Genomic DNA, 16,397 nt, shown 5'->3' with positions numbered 1-16,397 from the left:
CGGCTGACTCGGCGGTCGGGCGCGGGTAGAACAGCCGTGATGACGACGACCCTGCGGCCGATCGAGCCGCTCCAGCAGCACCCCGACGGCACCCGCTCGCGCCGCTACCAGGTGTGCGTGAACAGCCGTCCCGTCGGCGAGATCCACCTCGGTACCTCGCCGACCCTCGGCGACTCGGTGGCGAGCGTCCATGAGCTGTGGATCGCCGAGCCCGACCGGCGGCGCGGCCGGGCCACGGTGGCCGCGCTGGCCGCGGAGGAGGTGGTACGCGGCTGGGGTTGCACCCAGATCGAGACCATCGTCCCCGCCTCGGCGGACATCGCCCTGCGCCTGTTCGGCACCCTCGGCTACACGCTGCGCAACCGCCGCATGGCGAAGCCGCTCGGCACCGTTGCGCCCGAGCTGCCGGCGGGCAGCACCGCGCGGCCCATGACGGAGGCCGACTTCGCGGCCTGGCGGGAGCATGAGAGCGAGCGGTACGCGCGCACGTGGCGTGAGCGCGGGGTCCCCGAATCGGTGGCCCGCGCCAAGGCGCGCCGCGACCACGAGCGGCTGCTGCCGCACGGGTTCGCCACCGACGGCGTGCTCTTCAGCGTCCTGGAGCACGAAGGGGTCCGCGTGGGCACGCTGTGGCTGGCGCTCACCGACGACGAGGCGTTCGTCTACGACGTCGAGGCCGACGCCGCCCACCGCGGCCGGGGGCACGGCCGTACGCTCATGCTGCTGGCGGAGCGCCAGGCGATCGAGGCCGGCCGGCCGGTCCTCGGCCTCAACGTGTTCGCGGGCAACACCCCGGCGGAGCGGCTGTACGAGTCGCTGGGCTACGTGACGACGTCCCGCTCCCTCGTCAAGACGCTGCTGTAGGACGGGCGGACCGTGCCGGAGGGCCGGAGGATCCCGCCGGGGGACAGGCCGGGGCGCTGGCCTACGCCTGCTCGCCGCCCAGCAGCCGGTCGGCGATCTCCTCGATGCGCTCGCGCAGGCCCTCCTGGCTCTTGCCGCCGTCGAGGCGCTCGCCGCCGATGACGTACGTCGGAGTGCCGGTCACCCCGATCGCCTTGCCCTCGGCCTGGTCGGCGTCCACGATCAGGATGTGCCGGCCGTCGATCAGCGCGGTGTCGAACTCCTCGGCGTCCAGCCCGAGTTCACGGGCCACGTCGACCAGGAAGGGTTCTCCCTCACGGTCCAGCTCCTCGACCCGGCCCAGCACGGCCTCCACGTAGGGCCAGCCCTGATCCTGGGCCAGCGCCTCCTCGGCGGCCTGGGCGGCGGCGAAGGAGTGCTTGTGCTTCTCCAGCGGGAAGTGCCGCAGCCGCAGCTCCAGCCGGTCGCCGTAGCGGGCGCGCAGGGCGCGGACGTCGTCCAGGGCGGTGCGGCAGTCGGGGCACTGAAGCTCGCACCAGACGTCGAGAACGAGGGCGTCGGCGCGTGCGGGGGAGGAGTCGCTCATGCCGCCAGTCTTCCAGGCCGGGCCCGGCCGACCCAATCGGGACCGCGACGCCCCGGAGGCCGTTCATCGGGTACGGCACTCCAGGAGGAGACGACCCGGAGATGTCCCTGATGTCCGCCGGGGGCATGGCCTCGCGGGGACGGGGCGGTGCAGGATGGAGGGGACGAAGCGTGCCGGACCGGCGCGCCGTGTGCCCGCGTCGCACCGCGCTGCGGTGTCCCGCCCCACCCGACCGAGCCCGCCAGGAGGACCGGATGATTGCCGAGACCGTCTGCTCCGCCGTGTCCGCGGCGGGCCTGGGCATCGCGGTGGTCACGGCCTACCGCAAGCGTTTCCTGGCGGCGGCCCGCATCGCGGCCTACTCCCTGGTGCCCGTCGGCCTGGTGATGACCGGAGTCGTCGGCTGGCTCGCCGACACCGCCTTCAGTCCCGTCGCCTGGGCGGGCTTCGGGGTGCTGGGCGCGGCCTGGCTGCTCTTCGCGGGCACGCGCGCCGTCGAGCGCCGGCGCGGTGGCGCCACCCGGGCCGAGCGCAGAGCGGCCCGCGGCAGCGGGACGGACGCCGTGGCTCCTACGGCCTCCGCGCCCTCCCTCGGCCCCGGGAACCGGCGCGCGACCCGTTCCGCCGACGCTCCCCGCGCCACCGGCTCCGCCGACGACTTCAGCGACATCGAGGCCATCCTGAAGAAGCACGGCATATGACGGCCGCATGACGGCCCCGGCGGCATAAGGGCACGTCGGCCCGTCCGGCCGGAATGGCACAGTGCGTCATGATCGCGCCCCGATCCGTTCACGAAGGGAAGCAAGTCGGACGAGACGGTGCGGAATGCGGCAACTCCCGCATACAGGTGGCATCTTCGTCGCGCGCAGGGTCTCTTCTGCGCCATGATCTGCCGCGAGATGCTGGACACGAAACAGAGCGAGGCCGCGCCGCCGAAGGACGAGCCGCGCGGGTGCCTCTTCGCCCTCTCCCAGCCACCGCTGATGATCTTCCTTGCGGTGATCGGGTGTCTGCTCCTCATGGCTGCGCTGCACGACCTGCTGTTGCTGTGAGCCGTACGCGTCCGTCCCGGCGCCACCCGCCGGGACCGACGTCGGCCGGGCCCCGCCGAGCGTCTCACCTGGCGTGAGTGCCCCGGCGCCGGGCGGGCCCCTCAGCCCGTCGCCTCCTTGCGCCGCGCGCGGTAGGCGGCCACGTGCAGCCGGTTTCCGCAGGTGCGGCTGTCGCAGTAGCGGCGCGAGCGGTTGCGGGACAGATCGACGAAGGCCCGCCGGCAGTCCGGAGCCTCGCAGCGCCGAAGCCGCTCCTGCTCCCCGGCCACCACGAAGAAGGCGAGCGCCATCCCGCAGTCCGCGGCGAGATGATCGGCCACGGAGGCACCGGGCGCGAAGTAGTGCACATGCCAGTCGTAGCCGTCGTGGTCCGTCAGCCGCGGCGTCGTGCCGGCCGCGGCGACCAGTTCGTTGATGAGCCCGGCGGCGGACCGGGGGTCCGGAGCGGCGAAGATGGCCGCGAAGCGCGCCCGCACCCGTCGCACCGCCGGAAGATCGAACTCCGACAGCACACCGACGTCGCTGATTTGGTGCTTTCGAACGAAATCAGCAAGAGCCGGGACGTCGGGCAGTCCCTCCTCCGCCGCGTCGTCCTCCGGCGCGGTGTTCACCAGATCGACCACGGTGTCGAGGGCGCACCGGGTGTCGTGGGTGATCAGCACGTTTCGCTCCCTGGCCTGGGGGGTCGGGCGACGCCCGCCGATGCTGGCCGATCGTAGCGACATCCGGGCCCCGTGCACCGTGCTCCGCCCGACTCGGACTGCCGGGACAACGCCTCGGCGCCCCACGGGGTTCCCGTACCACCCGCCCTCCCGCGGCCCCGGCGCGGCCGATACAGGCCGACGCCGCCCCGTGAACGCTCACGGTGACGGCGCCGGGCTGTGCCGTATGCGGTTGTCCTGGCCCGAGCCGTCTCCCCGAGTGGACGGCGCCGGGCTGCTCTCGAAGGGGCCGCGGCCTAGCTTTCCGCCAGGATGTGCGACAGCTCCTGATCCAGGTCGAAGTGCCGGTGTTCCGTGCCGGGCGGCACGGCGGCGTCGGTTCGCTTCAGGAAGGACTCCAGGGCCCGCGCCGGGGCCTCGAGCAGGGCCTCTCCCTCCGGCGAGCTGAGGGCGATGCAGACGACGCCCTGGCCATGACTGCGCGATGGCCAGACGCGGACGTCGCCGGTCCCGGTGGGCCGATGAAGCCCCTCGGCGAGGAGGTCGCGGGCGAACACCCACTCGACGGTCTCCTCGGCTCCGGTGTGGAAGGTGGCGTGCACGGCGTAGGGGTCGGCCGTGTCGTACCGCAGGCCTGCGGGGACAGGCAGGGATGACTCGCTCGACACAACGAGGCGCAGGTGCAGCTCGCAGCTGACCGTGGTGTTCATAAGCGCCAGGGCCTTTCGCTCAGTGTGCGCTCGGGGATTCGCACGTCGGCGAAATCGACATGCCACCTACGGTGCCGTTGTAAACCCCTCTGAGGGTTTTGCGTGTCTTTACGTAACTCTTCCGGCCGAGAACTCGTACCAGACCTACGACCATTTCAGTGACGGGATTCACTCCGGTAGGGTTTGTCTGTATGAATACGGGGAGTGACGGGCGGGACGAGGCCGCGGCGGCGGACGGGACGCGGGCCGGCTGGCAGGAGGCGGGCCGAGGGGCCGGAGCGGGCCTCGGCTCCCGCGCGCCCGAATTCGTCAAGGCCCGCCGGCTCCTGCATGTGGGCTGGCAGGTCGGCGTCTTCGTGGTCGGCCTCGCGGTCGTCGTCACCGGCATCGTCATGCTCCCGCTGCCGGGACCCGGCTGGGTGGTGATCTTCGGCGGCATGGCGATCTGGGCGACCGAGTTCGTCTGGGCCCAGCTCGTGCTCCGCTGGATGAAACGCAAGGTCACCGAGGCCGCTCAGCGGGCCCTCGACCCCAAGGTGCGCTGCCGCAACATCACGCTGACCGCTGTCGGGCTGTCGATCGTCGTCGCGCTGGCCGGGATCTACCTGGGCAGGTTCGGCCTCGTCGTGCCCTGGAAGATCGGCGCGGAGTGAGCCGCCCCGGCGCCCGCTGTCCCTCCCTTTGGTCGGACGCACCCCCTGACATGGGGTAATGTTCTTCCTGCGCCCGGGCGATTAGCTCAGTGGGAGAGCGCTTCGTTCACACCGAAGAGGTCACTGGTTCGAACCCAGTATCGCCCACCCGGACCGACGGCCCATCTGCGAAACAGCAGGTGGGCCGTCGTCGTCTGCGCACGCGTCCGGTGCCGTGGCGGCGCGCGGGGCGAGGCGCCGGGCGGCCGGGCGGGCGCGTGTTGCCGAACCGGCAACCAACCTCGTGCGGGGCGGGCCGTCCACAGGACGATCGGACGAGACGTCGTGAAGGGTTTCGCCCTCACCCGCCCACTCCGAGCCTCCTGGAGCCGCCGTGACCCAGCTCCCCCGCTCCGCCCCGACCCACCGCCTGGTGCCCTCGCCGGCCGGCCGCGTCCATCTCGTGGAGCAGGGGCACGGTCCGCTGGTCCTGCTGGTGCACGGGTTCCCGGAGTCCTGGTACTCCTGGCGTCACCAGTTGCCGGCGCTGGCCGCCGCCGGCTACCGCGCCGTGGCCGTCGACGTCCGGGGCTACGGCCGCTCCTCCAGGCCCGCGGCCGTCGACGCGTACCGGATGCTCGACCTGGTCGCCGACAACGTCGCCGTGGTGGAGGCCCTGGGGGAGGAGTCCGCGGTGGTCGTCGGGCACGACTGGGGCGCGGCGATCGCCGCCACCTCCGCCCTGACCAGGCCTGATGTCTTCCATGCCGTGGCCATGCTGGGCGTGCCGTACACCCCGCCCGGTGGCCCGCGCCCCAGCGACGTCTTCGCGCGCATGAGCGGCGCCGGCAGCGCCGGCGGCGACAGCGGCGCTCGCGCGGAGGATGAGGCCTGGGGTGGCAGTGGCAGCGGCGCTCGCGCGGAGGATGAGGCCCGGGGTGGCAGTGGCAGCGGCGCCGGGGACGTCATCGGCAACCAGCCAGCCGGCGGGGGCGGCCACCGTGTGCGGAGCGAAGGAGACGGCAGCCGTACGAGGAGCGGACGCGGCGCGGAGTCCGCGGCGCCGGGGGAGTTCTACGTCTCGTACTTCCAGCGGCCCGGCCGGGCCGAGTCCGAGATCGAGCCCGATGTGCGCGGCTGGCTCGCGGGCTTCTACGCGGCCCTGTCCGCCGGGACCATGCCCGCACCCGGCGCCCCCGATCCCCACTTCGTCGGCCCTGGCGGCACTCTGCGTGAACGTTTCCCCGCCGGTCCGCCGCCGGCCTGGCTCGACGAGCGGGACCTCGACGTCCTGGCCGGCGAGTTCGAGCGGACGGGGCTGACCGGGGCGCTGAACCGCTACCGGAACATGGACCGGGACTGGGAGGACCTGGCCGGCTGGGCGGGCGCCCCGATCACCCAGCCGTCGCTGTTCGTCGGCGGCGCCCTGGACGCCTCGCTCGCCTGGCTGGCGGACGCGGTCGAGGCGTACCCCAAGACCCTGCCCGGCCTGCTCGGCTCGCACATCCTCGACGGCTGCGGCCACTTCGTCCAGCAGGAGCGCCCCGAGGAGACGAACCGCGTCCTGCTCGACTGGCTCGCCGCCCTCCCCGCCTGAACCGGCCCGATCGCGTACACCCGCCGGCCCCGTCCCGCCGCTCTCGTTCGGCCCGCCGACCACGCCGCCCCCACCTGCGGCGACCGTCGGTGGGCCGTCGTCGTGCGTGTGTCGGCCCGCAAGAAATCCTGTCCGAATCATTGACGCACCCCTGGCCTCTCCGTACCTTGTGCCAGCAAGCGCTTACTTGAAACGATTCATGACGGCGGCAACGACGCTGCGGGGAGGGCCCGACTGTGGGAACCAGCAGGAATCTTGAGAGGCGTACGATCCTGAAGGCGGCCGGGGCGTCGGCGGCCGCGCTCGGGCTCGCCGCCACGACCGGCTGTGGCGGCGGAAGCGGTTCCGGGGGCGGTGCGGTGACGATCCGTTACTCCTGGTGGGGCGCCGAGGAGCGGGCGAAGAAGATCAACCAGACCATCGCGCTCTTCGAGAAGAAGTACCCGAAGATCAAGGTCAAGACCGACTTCCAGACATACGCGTCCTTCTGGGAGAAGTTCCAGACGCAGGCCGCCGGCGGAAATCCTCCGGATGTTTTCCAGAACGCCGTCGGTTTTCTCCGGAAGTACGACAAGCGTGGAATTCTGCTCGACCTCAACTCCCAGGTGAAGGCAGGCAACCTGAGCCTGGATCACTTCCGCGACGGCGTCACGAAGGTCGGCGAGGTCGACGGAAAGCAGCTCGGAATTCCCGTCGGCTCCAACACCATGGCGCTCGTCATCGACAAGAAGGTCTTCCAGAAGGCGGGCGTCGAGCCGCACGCGGGATGGACCTGGGACGACTACTTCAAGGCCCTGAAGACCGTCCACGACCGGACGAAGGTCCCGGGCGACACCGGCTACTTCACCATCATGTACCTGTACGACCTCTACCTCCGCCAGAACGGCAAGGCGTTCTTCACCAAGGACGGACTCGGGTTCGACCAGGCCGATCTGACGGAGTGGTGGACCGACGGCTACAGCCGCGTCAAGGCCGGCATCGTCACCGACCCGAAGGTCGTCGCCCAGGACCAGCCCAAGTCCTCCCTCTCCGCCGGCCACGGCGCCTCCGAGTTCACCTGGGACAACTTCACCGTCCGCTACTCCTCGGAGGGCAACAGCACCTACGGCCTCGCCCCGATCCCGACCACGGACGGCAGCCACACCGGCCAGTACCTCGCCTCCCTGATGCTCAGCGCGTCCTCCCACACCTCCCATCCGAAGGAGGTCGCCCAGTTCATCGACTTCATGTGCCACGACCCGGAAGTCGGCACGATCATGGGCTACGACCGCGGCATCCTCGCGAGCACCGAGCAGTACGGCGCGTACAAGCCGGCCGATCCGGCCAACAAGGAGATCGCGCAGTACGAGGTCGACACCGCCAAGGCCGGTGTCCTCGGCACGATCACCCCGCACCCGTCCGGGGCCGACACCGTCGAGGCGTCCTTCCTGCGCATCGGCGGTGACCTCGGCCAGGGCAAGACGAAGGTCTCCGACGCGGTGAAGCAGTTCTTCACCGAGTCCGACGCCGCGTTCCAGGCCTGACGGGACGTGCCGTGACGCTCGTCAGGGACTCCGTGCCCGCCGCCCGCCAGGGGCGTTCGGCCGCCTCCGCCCCCGCGGGGCGGCCCGGCCGCCGGCGGGAGAACCTCGCCGGCTACCTCTTCATGTCCCCGTGGATCGCGGGCTTCCTGCTGCTGACCGCGGGCCCGACGGTCGCCTCGCTGTACTTCGCGTTCACCGACTACAACCTCTTCAACGCACCGAAGTGGGTGGGGCTCGACAACTTCACCGAGATGTTCCACGACCCCCGCTGGCAGAAGTCGGTGGAGGTCACGGCGAAGTACGTGATCATCGGCACCCCGCTGAAGCTGCTGCTCGCCCTCGGCGTGGCCCTCCTGCTCGCCCAGAGCAGGCGCGGCCAGGCCTTCTACCGGGCCGCCTTCTACGCCCCCTCGCTCATCGGCGCGAGCGTCTCCGTCGGCTTCGTCTGGCGGTCGCTGTTCTCGGACGGCGCGATCGTGGACCGTACCCAGTCCTTCTTCGGCTGGCACGTCGGCGGCTGGGTCGGCAACGCCGACTGGGTGCTGTACTGCCTGGTCGCCCTCACGGTCTGGCAGTTCGGCGCGCCCATGGTCATCTTCCTGGCCGGGCTCAAGCAGGTACCCAGGGAGCTGTACGAGGCCGCCGAGATGGACGGCGCCGGGACGTTCCGCAAGTTCTGGAACATCACCCTGCCGATGATCTCCCCGGTCCTGTTCTTCAACGTGCTGCTGGAGACCATCCACTCCTTCCAGATCTTCGGCTCGGCCTACGTCGTCTCCAACACCTACTGCGGTCCGGCCGACGCCACGCTCGTCTACACCTGTTACCTGTACCAGCAGGGCTTCAAGAACGCCCAGATGGGCTTCGCCTCCGCCATGGCCTGGATGCTGCTGCTGGCCGTGGCCCTGGTGACGGCCGTCCTGTCCTGGTCCCAGAAGAAGTGGGTGCACTACGAGGAGGGCGCCCGATGAGTGCGACCACCGACACCGCGACCAAGCAGCCCCTGCTGAGCCGCCGCCGTACCGGCTCGTTCGCCTGGCACGTCGGCGCCCTGCTGATCCTCGCCGTGATCCTCTACCCGGTGATCTGGGTGATCGGTGCCTCCTTCAAGCCCGGCAAGGACATCATCAACAGCCTCACGCTGTTCCCGTCCCACCCGATCCTGAGCAACTTCAAGGGCCTCTCCGACGGCATCGCGGACGTGCGGATCTGGACGTTCTTCGAGAACTCCCTCTTCTACGCCGGTGGTGCCGTCGTCGGCGTGCTCGTCTCCTGCTCGCTGACCGCGTACGCCTTCGCGCGCATCCGGTTCGCCGGGCGCAACCTGCTGTTCTCGCTGATGATCGGCACACTGCTGCTGCCGTACCACGTGCTGCTGATCCCGCAGTACGTGATGTTCCAGAAGCTGGGCTGGGTCAACACCTACATCCCCCTGCTGATCGGCAAGTACCTCGCCACGGAGGCCTTCTTCGTCTTCCTCATGGTGCAGTTCATGCGGAACCTGCCGCCGGAGCTGGACGAGGCCGCCCGGCTCGACGGCTGCGGGCACCTGCGCATCTACTGGTCGATCGTGCTGCCGCTGTCCCGGCCCGCGCTCATCACCAGCGCGATCTTCACCTTCATCAACGCCTGGAACGACTTCATGGGCCCGCTGATCTACCTCAACGAGCCCGGCAAGTACACCGTCTCGCTGGGCCTGATGATGTTCCGCGACTCCGACGGCGTCGCCGCCAACTACGGCGGGATGATCGCGATGTCCCTGGTCGCGCTGCTGCCCGTGCTGCTGTTCTTCCTGGCCTTCCAGCGCCATCTGGTCGACGGCATGGCGACCTCCGGACTGAAGGGGTGAGGCGGGCCATGGCCCAGGCCCGGGTGAAGCCGCGCGGGGAGTCGGTCTTCGCGGAGAGGTTCGCCGTGTTCGCCGAGTGTCTGCTCACCGGCGTGTGGATCGCGGTGGCCTCGCTGGGGATCGTCACCTATCCGGCCGCCTTCGCCGCCGGCGCCCGGCACCTGCGCCGCCGTACCGGTCATCGGGCGGGTGGCGGGCGGGAGTTCGCCGCCGACTTCCGGGCCGCGCTGCGCGGCGGCTGGGCGGTCGGCCTGGCCGGCTGGGCCGTGGCGGCCCTGGCCTGGCTCCAGGTGCAGGCCGTACGGGCCGGGCTGCCCGGCGGGCCGCCGGTCGGTGCCGTGGGACTGTTCGCGCTCCTGGGGCTCGCCGTGGCCGGGCTGCGCGCGGCGGCCGTCTGGGCGCCGGGGGAGAGCTGGCGGGCGCTGCTCGCCGCGGCCGGACGCCGTACGGTGCTCGATCCCGCCGGATCCTTCCTGCTCGTCGGCGGAGCGGTGCTCGTCTGCTGCTCCGCCCTGCTCATCGCCCCCCTGGCGGTCCCCGTGCTGGGCGCCGTCGCGGCGGCGGCCGTCGCCGTGGAGGAGCGGTACCGGGGCCGCTGACCCGCGCCAGGGCCGGTGCCCCGGGCGCCGCGGCGTCCTCTGTCATGCCCCTGACTAGTCACTCTGGAAGGAAGACCATGTCTCCCATTCCCCGCAGGTCCCTGCTCAGGGCGGCCGCCGTCGCCGGAGCCGCCGCCCAGTTCAGCTGGGCGCTCGGGGCCAAGGACGCCGAGGCCGCGCCGAGAGCCGGGGGCGCCGACCCCGTCACCCTCGACTGGCTGGAGGACGGCGGTCTCGGCGCCGCGCCCGGCTCCACCGTCGGCGTGCCCTGGCCCATGGGCGCCTACCAGGAGGACCAGACCTTCGCGCTCACCGACCAAGGCGGCAAGGACGTCCCCGTCCAGACCTGGCCGCTCGCCTACTGGCCCGACGGCTCCCTCAAGTGGACCGCCCACGCGGTGAGTTCAGGCAGCGGCAAGCTCACGCTCACCGCCGGCACGCCCGCGGCCCCCGGCCGGAAGGTCACCGTCGACAAGAGCGGCGGCACCATCGACGTCTCCACCGGCGTCCTCACCGCGAAGATCGGCAAGGACGGCGCCACCCTGATCAAGTCCGTCACCCGCGGCTCCACCGAGATCGCCCGGAACGGCCGGCTCGTCCTCATCCGGCAGCCCGAGGTCGAGGACGAGGACCAGGGCACGGTGAAGACCGAGCGGTTCGACGGCGCCATCGACGCGGTGACCGTCGAACAGGACGGCCCGGTCCGCGCGGTGGTCCGCATCGACGGCAAACACCGCAAGGGCGGCCGAGGTTGGCTGCCGTTCTCCGTCCGCCTGTACTTCTACGCCGGCGCCGACTCCTTCCGCATGGTGCACACCATCACCTACGACGGCACCCAGGAGCCCGGCAAGGCCTCCGGCGACTTCGTCCGCGGCCTCGGCGTGCGCTTCTCCGTACCGATGCGCGACGCGGCGTACGACCGGCACATCCGCCTCGGCGGCGAGGGCACCGGCCTGCTCCGCGAGGCCGTCCAGGGCGTCACCGGGCTGCGCCGCGACCCCGGCGCCGCCGTGCAGGCCGCCCAGTACGCGGGCCGGAAGCTGCCCGACCCCGCCACCTGGGACCAGCGGGTGACGACCCGCCTGCAGTACATCCCGCACTGGGGCGACTACACCCTCGCCCAGCTCTCCGCCGACGGCTTCACCCTGCGCAAGCGCACCCGCAAGGGCTACGGCTGGATCGCCGCCGGCGGCGGCAAGCGGGCCTCCGGCTTCGGCTACGTCGGCGGTGTGAGCGGCGGACTCTCCTTCGGCCTCAGGGACTTCTGGGAGAAGTTCCCCGCCCAGCTGGACATCCGCGACGCCCACACCGACGAGGCCACCGTCACCCTCTGGCTCTGGTCGCCCGAGGCCCAGCCCATGGACCTGCGCTTCTACCACGACGGCATGGGCCAGGACACGTACGCCAAGCAGCTCGAAGGCCTCAACATCACCTACGAGGACTACGAGCCCGAGTTCGGCACCCCCTACGGCATCGCCCGGACCTCGGAACTCCTCTTCTGGGCCCACGACTCCACGCCCGACGCCGACACCCTCGCCGGGCAGGTCCAGGCCGTACGGGTGCTGCCGCAGCTCGCGGCCCCGCCCAGGCAGCTGGTCAGGGCCGAGGTCTTCGGCCGCGGCCTGTTCTGCGAGCCGGACCGCTCCACCGTCGCCAAGGCGAAGATCGAGGACCACCTCGACTTCCTGTTCGCCTACTACAAGGACCAGGTGGAGCAACGCCGTTGGTACGGCTTCTGGGACTACGGCGACTTCATGCACACCTACGACACCGTGCGCCACCAGTGGCGCTACGACGTCGGCGGCTACGCCTGGGACAACTCCGAGCTGTCACCCGACCTGTGGCTCTGGTACGCCTACCTGCGCAGCGGCCGCTCCGACCTCTTCCGGTTCGCCGAGGCGCTCACCCGGCACACCGGCGAGGTCGACGTCTACCACCTCGGCAAGTGGGCCGGCCTCGGCACCCGGCACGGCGTGCAGCACTTCGGCGACAGCGCCAAGCAGCAGCGCATCGCCAACACCACCTACCGCCGCTTCTACTACTTCCTCACCGGCGACGAACGCGTCGGCGACCTCATGCACGCCAACGTCGACTCCGACGAGACCTTCCTCGTCCTCGACCCGCAGCGCAAGGTCCGCACCGGTCCCTACACGCCCGACCGGCACGCCCTGTCCATCGGCTTCGGCACGGACTGGAGCGGCCTGGTCTCGGCCTGGCTGACCGAGTGGGAGCGCAAGGGCCCGAAGTGGGAGAAGGCCAAGGCCCGCGTGCTGTCCACGATGGAGGGCATCGCCGCCCAGCCCAACGGCTTCGTCCAGGGCAGCGGGCTGTACGACCTCGACACGGGGAAGTTCGCCGTCGCCGACAAGCCGGTCGTCTCGGTGTCCCACCTCTCCGCCGTCTTCGGCCTGAACGAACTGTGCGCCGAGCTGATCCACCTGGTCGACATGCCCAAGTTCAAGGAGGCCTACCTGGACTACTGCCGGTACTTCAACGCCACCAAGGCGGAACAGAAGGCCCGCTACGGCTCCGACTTCGGCACCCTGCTGCTCTTCCAGGGCCACTCGCGCCTCGACGCCTACGCCGCCGTACAGACAGGTGACGCGACGCTCGCCAAGCGCGCCTGGAGCAAGTTCTACGGCTCCGACGGCTACACCGAGTCCTCGCCGTGGAAGACCGAGCAGCTGACCGGACCCCTCACGCTGGTCGCGGGCAGCGAGGCGGCCTGGGTGTCCAGCAACGACACCGCGCTCTACGGCCTCGCGGCGATCGAGAACCTGGCACTGCTCGGGGACAGGATGCCCTAGCCGGTCCGGGGGAGCGCCGTCGCACGGGCGGCGGCGCTCGCCTCACGAGTCTGTCCCGCCGTGCGGCACGGCGCATGAGTACGCGTACTCAAGACCGCGGCGCCCGGGCGGGCAGACTCCTGCCATGGACTGGCGTCGCTACCGCTTTTGCAGCCTGTGGTCCCTGCCCGCCCCGCCGGCGGCCGTCTACGCCGTGCTGGAGCAGCCCGAGGACTATCCGCGCTGGTGGCCGCAGGTGCGCGCGGTGACCCGGCTCGACGACCGCACCGGCGTCATCACCGTCCGGTCCGCGCTGCCGTACGCCATGACGTTCACCGCACGCGAGACGTGCCGCGACCCGGCCGCCGGGGTCCTGCAGATCACCATGTCGGGCGACATCGACGGCTGGGCCCGCTGGACGGTCACCGCCAGCGGCTCCGGCACCCTCGCCCGGTACGAGCAGGTGGTGCGCGTGAACAAGCCCCTGCTGCGGTGGCTGGCCGTGCCGGGACGGCCGGTCTTCCGCGCCAACCACCGGCTGATGATGGCCGCCGGGCGGCGGGGACTGGTCAGGCGTCTCGCAGCGGTTTGAAAGGTCGGCGTCCGGGCCTGTATTGTTCAGTGCGTTCCCGGGCGATTAGCTCAGTGGGAGAGCGCTTCGTTCACACCGAAGAGGTCACTGGTTCGAACCCAGTATCGCCCACCCGGAGAAGACCGGTCCGTACGCGGGCCGGTCTTTCACGTGTTCAGGCAGCCGCCGGCAGCTCCGGCCGCAGCGGCCAGTCCGTGTGGACGATCTCCTCCGAGCCGCTGCGCGCGAACCAGGCCTGCAGGCCGCGGGCCTGCGCCGCGTGCCAGTTGGCCTGGAGCGTGTGCAGCTCGGCGGGGGTCAGGCGCTCCAGCCGGGTCGCGAAGCGGCGCCCTACCGCCCGTACGACGTCCAGCGCGGCCAGCGCGTCCGCCGCCGCGTCGTGCGCGCCCTCCAGCGCCACGCCGTAGTGCTCGCACAGGTCGGTCAGCGTGCGGCGGCCCTTGCGGTACCGGTCCAGGTGCTTGTCCAGCACCCGCGGGTCCAGCACCCTCAGCGGCACCGACTCGAACCAGCGGTCCAGCGCGGACGCCCGGTGCCGGCGCAACTCCCGGTCCAGCAGTGTCAGATCGAACGGCGCGTTCATCACCACCAGGGGGCGGCCCATCGCCGCGTGCTCCGCCAGCTGCTCGGCTATCTCGTACATCACCGGGGCCGGCCAGCGGCCGTTGTGCTGCAGGTGCTCCTCCGTCAGCCCGTGCACCGCCGTGGCCGCCTCCGGCACGGGCACTCCCGGGTTGACCAGCCACCGGGAGACCCGGGGCCGGGTGCCCGGTGCGTCCTGGACGACGACTGCGGCCGACACGATCCGGTCGGTCTCGACGTCCACACCCGTCGTCTCCGTGTCGAAGGCGGCCAGCGGCCCCTCGTACCAGGTCGTCATCTGAACCCAACTCCTCGTTCACCCACGGCAGGTGACGTTCCGTCTTCTGCCCGTTTGGTGATACCCGGGCCGTTTGCGCCGTACGCCGCGAGGAGACAACAGGAGTACGGGTCTTTGCAGTTCAGCGGCCCGCAGCGGAGACACCCATTGCCTGGAAGGCTGTTGGTCATGGCCATAGCGCAGCCCGAGCGGGGCGGGCTGCTGCCCGATCGCCCGGGCACCGTCCGCGGCACGCTCGCCACCACGGCCTGCATGGAGACACTGCAGGTCGGCTATCTGCACGCGGTCGCCGCGGCCGCGGGATGCTCGCTGTCCCAGCCCTTCCCGGACAACGGCATCGACTGGCACGTCAGCCACAGCGCGCCCGGCCACACCGTGGACGACGAGGTCACCATCAAGGTGCAGCTGAAGGCCACGTACCAGGTCGCGCCCAGTCCGCCGGGGCGCTTCTTCTCCTTCACCCTCGACAACGACCATCTGCGCAAGCTCGCCCGCACACCCGTCTCGGTGCACAAGATCCTGGTCGTCATGCTGGTCCCGCGCTCCCAGGACGACTGGCTGCGCGCCAGCCACGACCGGCTCGACCTGAGGCACTGCTGCTACTGGGTCAACCTCGCCGGCCACCCGGTCACCGGGCGGCACCGGACCACCGTGCGGATCCCGACCTCGCGCATCTTCGACGACCGGGCGCTGTGCGAGATCATGACGCGGGTCGGGACGGGAGGCAGGCCATGAGGAGCCGTCCGTACGAGGAACTGCCGCGCCAGGTCCGGCCGCATCCCGACGACCCCGCCCGGCAGCAGCCGCCCGACCCCGCCCGGGTCGACCCGGCCGTGCTCGGCGCCCTGCTGCGCCGGCACGGCTGGCAGCGGCGCGGCGGAGCCCCCGGGCGCTACGGCCGCTGGACCCCGCCGGGGCCGGGCGGCGGGGCGACCAGCCTGCTGGTGCCGGAGAGCCGCGCCTTCCCCGACAGCGACGACCTGCTCGGCGAGGCCCTCGACGCCCTCGCGCGCAGCGAGACGCCCGGCGCGCGCGAGGTGCTGATCTCGCTCGCCGTGCCCAGCGACGAGATCCGCTGGTGGCGCGACACCCCGGGCGGGCCCGGCGGCGCCGCGCCCTGGAGCGCGGAGGAGCAACTGCGCGGCGCGGCACGGCAGATGCTGCTCGCCGCCGCGCTCGCCACACGCGCGCGTGCCGGCTACCACGGCGCCCGCCACCGCCGCGCGGCCGCCGCCCTGCTCGAACACGTCCTCGTCGGACCCGCCGCCGAGGGGCGCGCCGTCACCGCCTTCGCGCCCGTGCCCACCGGCCGCCCGCTCGCCGTCCGCCTCCACCAGGCCCTGTTCGCCGCCCGCGAGGCCATCGACTACCAGCGGGCCACCGGCGGCATGGACGCCTTCGACGGCGCCGTCGAGGCCGGGGTCAGCCGCGAGCTGACCGAGGCGCTGGCCGCGCTCGTCCGCGGCACCGAGGGCGCCCGCATCGCCGTCGCCTGGGCGCCGGGCGCCGGCGTCCCCGAGGGCTGTGCCCCCTCCGCCGAACCCGTCGAGTTCTCTCCCGGCGACCTGCCCGTGCTGCGCGAGGCCGCCGCCCGCTATCTGCGCGAGGAACCCTCCGTGCCGGTCGGGATCACCGGCGCCGTGGTCCGCATGCGCCGCTCCGGCCCCGGCGGCGAGGGCACCGTACGGCTGCGCGTCCTCGCCGGCGCCGAGGTCGCGCACGTCCGCGTCACCCTGGGCGAGGAGGACTACCGCATCGCGGGCCACGCCCACCTCGTCGGCCTCCCGGTGCGCGTGCACGGCCGGCTGGAGCGCCGGGGCGGCTTCCGCCGGCTGACCGGCGCCCGCGGGGTCGTACCGGTCCAGGTCGACGAGGCCGAGCGGGACCGGCTGATGAAGGCTCTGCAGGAGAACCTCGACTGCTTCGGGGAGGCGTGCGGCGACGGGGAGCCGGGAGAGTACGGGGACGGGGACTGAGGGTGACCGTTTAGCGGTCGGTGCCGTCGGGTCGGTACGATCGCCTGTGCGCGCGCTCCTGGTATGGCGCCGCACCCACCTTCAGTCAG

The 16,397-nt window shown here is 71.7% G+C and carries 17 protein-coding genes and 2 tRNA genes; 15 read left to right on the top strand and 4 right to left on the bottom strand.

Features of this window, described 5'->3' with window-relative positions; all coding sequences use genetic code 11:
• Nucleotides 1-39 precede the first annotated feature (39 nt).
• Nucleotides 40-864 (top strand): GNAT family N-acetyltransferase, encoded by an 825-nt coding sequence (locus ACZ60X_RS23690; RefSeq protein ID WP_469601780.1) that lies wholly within the window; start codon nucleotides 40-42, stop codon nucleotides 862-864.
• A 61-nt stretch (nucleotides 865-925) separates the two neighbouring features.
• Here ACZ60X_RS23690 and ACZ60X_RS23685 read toward each other — a convergent pair whose 3' ends face one another.
• Nucleotides 926-1,450: a DsbA family protein gene (locus ACZ60X_RS23685; RefSeq protein WP_469601777.1), complete on the bottom strand. Its 525-nt coding sequence runs from the start codon at nucleotides 1,448-1,450 to the stop codon at nucleotides 926-928.
• Between the two features lie 254 nt (nucleotides 1,451-1,704).
• Here ACZ60X_RS23685 and ACZ60X_RS23680 point away from each other — a divergent pair, with 254 nt between their 5' ends.
• Together ACZ60X_RS23680 and ACZ60X_RS23675 are read left to right on the top strand one after the other, a co-directional pair.
• Nucleotides 1,705-2,151: a hypothetical protein gene (locus tag ACZ60X_RS23680; protein WP_469601774.1), complete on the top strand. Its 447-nt coding sequence runs from the start codon at nucleotides 1,705-1,707 to the stop codon at nucleotides 2,149-2,151.
• Nucleotides 2,152-2,349: 198 nt separating this feature from the next.
• Nucleotides 2,350-2,502: a hypothetical protein gene (locus ACZ60X_RS23675; protein ID WP_358903611.1), complete on the top strand. Its 153-nt coding sequence runs from the start codon at nucleotides 2,350-2,352 to the stop codon at nucleotides 2,500-2,502.
• A 101-nt stretch (nucleotides 2,503-2,603) separates the two neighbouring features.
• Here ACZ60X_RS23675 and ACZ60X_RS23670 read toward each other — a convergent pair whose 3' ends face one another.
• Both ACZ60X_RS23670 and ACZ60X_RS23665 read right to left on the bottom strand, forming a co-directional pair.
• Nucleotides 2,604-3,164, bottom strand: coding sequence for a CGNR zinc finger domain-containing protein (locus ACZ60X_RS23670; RefSeq protein ID WP_469601769.1), 561 nt, complete (start codon nucleotides 3,162-3,164; stop codon nucleotides 2,604-2,606).
• 296 nt (nucleotides 3,165-3,460) lie between these two features.
• The gene (locus ACZ60X_RS23665) at nucleotides 3,461-3,874 is read right to left on the bottom strand and encodes an SsgA family sporulation/cell division regulator (RefSeq protein WP_004002642.1); all 414 of its coding nucleotides are present in this window, start codon (nucleotides 3,872-3,874) and stop codon (nucleotides 3,461-3,463) included.
• Between the two features lie 191 nt (nucleotides 3,875-4,065).
• On the opposite strand from ACZ60X_RS23665, the gene ACZ60X_RS23660 reads away from it, so the two are divergent.
• The 10 genes from ACZ60X_RS23660 (at nucleotide 4,066) to ACZ60X_RS23615 (ending at nucleotide 13,563) form a co-directional block, all read left to right on the top strand.
• Nucleotides 4,066-4,527, top strand: coding sequence for a TIGR02611 family protein (locus ACZ60X_RS23660; RefSeq protein ID WP_469601766.1), 462 nt, complete (start codon nucleotides 4,066-4,068; stop codon nucleotides 4,525-4,527).
• A gap of 75 nt (nucleotides 4,528-4,602) precedes the next feature.
• Nucleotides 4,603-4,674 (top strand) — tRNA-Val (locus ACZ60X_RS23655).
• Between the two features lie 226 nt (nucleotides 4,675-4,900).
• Nucleotides 4,901-6,103, top strand: a complete 1,203-nt coding sequence (locus ACZ60X_RS23650; RefSeq protein WP_469601764.1) for an alpha/beta fold hydrolase — start codon at nucleotides 4,901-4,903, stop codon at nucleotides 6,101-6,103.
• A 236-nt stretch (nucleotides 6,104-6,339) separates the two neighbouring features.
• On the top strand, nucleotides 6,340-7,626 hold the full coding sequence (locus ACZ60X_RS23645) for an ABC transporter substrate-binding protein (RefSeq protein ID WP_469601763.1): 1,287 nt from the start codon (nucleotides 6,340-6,342) through the stop codon (nucleotides 7,624-7,626).
• A gap of 11 nt (nucleotides 7,627-7,637) precedes the next feature.
• On the top strand, nucleotides 7,638-8,597 hold the full coding sequence (locus tag ACZ60X_RS23640; protein ID WP_469601762.1) for a carbohydrate ABC transporter permease: 960 nt from the start codon (nucleotides 7,638-7,640) through the stop codon (nucleotides 8,595-8,597).
• Complete coding sequence (locus ACZ60X_RS23635; protein ID WP_469601759.1) at nucleotides 8,594-9,475, top strand: carbohydrate ABC transporter permease; 882 nt, start codon at nucleotides 8,594-8,596, stop codon at nucleotides 9,473-9,475. Before ACZ60X_RS23640 ends, ACZ60X_RS23635 begins: the two co-directional genes overlap by 4 nt.
• Before the next feature lie 8 nt (nucleotides 9,476-9,483).
• Nucleotides 9,484-10,074 (top strand): hypothetical protein, encoded by a 591-nt coding sequence (locus ACZ60X_RS23630; protein ID WP_469601756.1) that lies wholly within the window; start codon nucleotides 9,484-9,486, stop codon nucleotides 10,072-10,074.
• Nucleotides 10,075-10,151: 77 nt separating this feature from the next.
• The gene (locus ACZ60X_RS23625; protein WP_469601753.1) at nucleotides 10,152-12,881 is read left to right on the top strand and encodes an exo-rhamnogalacturonan lyase family protein; all 2,730 of its coding nucleotides are present in this window, start codon (nucleotides 10,152-10,154) and stop codon (nucleotides 12,879-12,881) included.
• Between the two features lie 124 nt (nucleotides 12,882-13,005).
• Nucleotides 13,006-13,452, top strand: a complete 447-nt coding sequence (locus ACZ60X_RS23620) for an SRPBCC family protein (protein WP_469601749.1) — start codon at nucleotides 13,006-13,008, stop codon at nucleotides 13,450-13,452.
• 39 nt (nucleotides 13,453-13,491) lie between these two features.
• Nucleotides 13,492-13,563 (top strand) — tRNA-Val (locus ACZ60X_RS23615).
• Nucleotides 13,564-13,606: 43 nt separating this feature from the next.
• On the opposite strand, the gene ACZ60X_RS23610 is transcribed toward ACZ60X_RS23615, so the two are convergent.
• Nucleotides 13,607-14,332 (bottom strand): exonuclease domain-containing protein, encoded by a 726-nt coding sequence (locus tag ACZ60X_RS23610; protein WP_469601746.1) that lies wholly within the window; start codon nucleotides 14,330-14,332, stop codon nucleotides 13,607-13,609.
• Nucleotides 14,333-14,500: 168 nt separating this feature from the next.
• Between ACZ60X_RS23610 and ACZ60X_RS23605 the strand changes: the two genes are divergently transcribed.
• Both ACZ60X_RS23605 and ACZ60X_RS23600 read left to right on the top strand, forming a co-directional pair.
• Nucleotides 14,501-15,067, top strand: coding sequence for a DUF4365 domain-containing protein (locus ACZ60X_RS23605; protein WP_469601744.1), 567 nt, complete (start codon nucleotides 14,501-14,503; stop codon nucleotides 15,065-15,067).
• Nucleotides 15,064-16,308: a hypothetical protein gene (locus tag ACZ60X_RS23600; RefSeq protein ID WP_469601741.1), complete on the top strand. Its 1,245-nt coding sequence runs from the start codon at nucleotides 15,064-15,066 to the stop codon at nucleotides 16,306-16,308. Before ACZ60X_RS23605 ends, ACZ60X_RS23600 begins: the two co-directional genes overlap by 4 nt.
• Nucleotides 16,309-16,397 lie beyond the last annotated feature (89 nt).

It is taken from the genome of Streptomyces sp. NPDC104106 (genome assembly GCF_055584345.1).
Note: the sequence above shows the minus strand (reverse complement) of the source record. Positions and strands in the feature narration are given on the sequence as shown.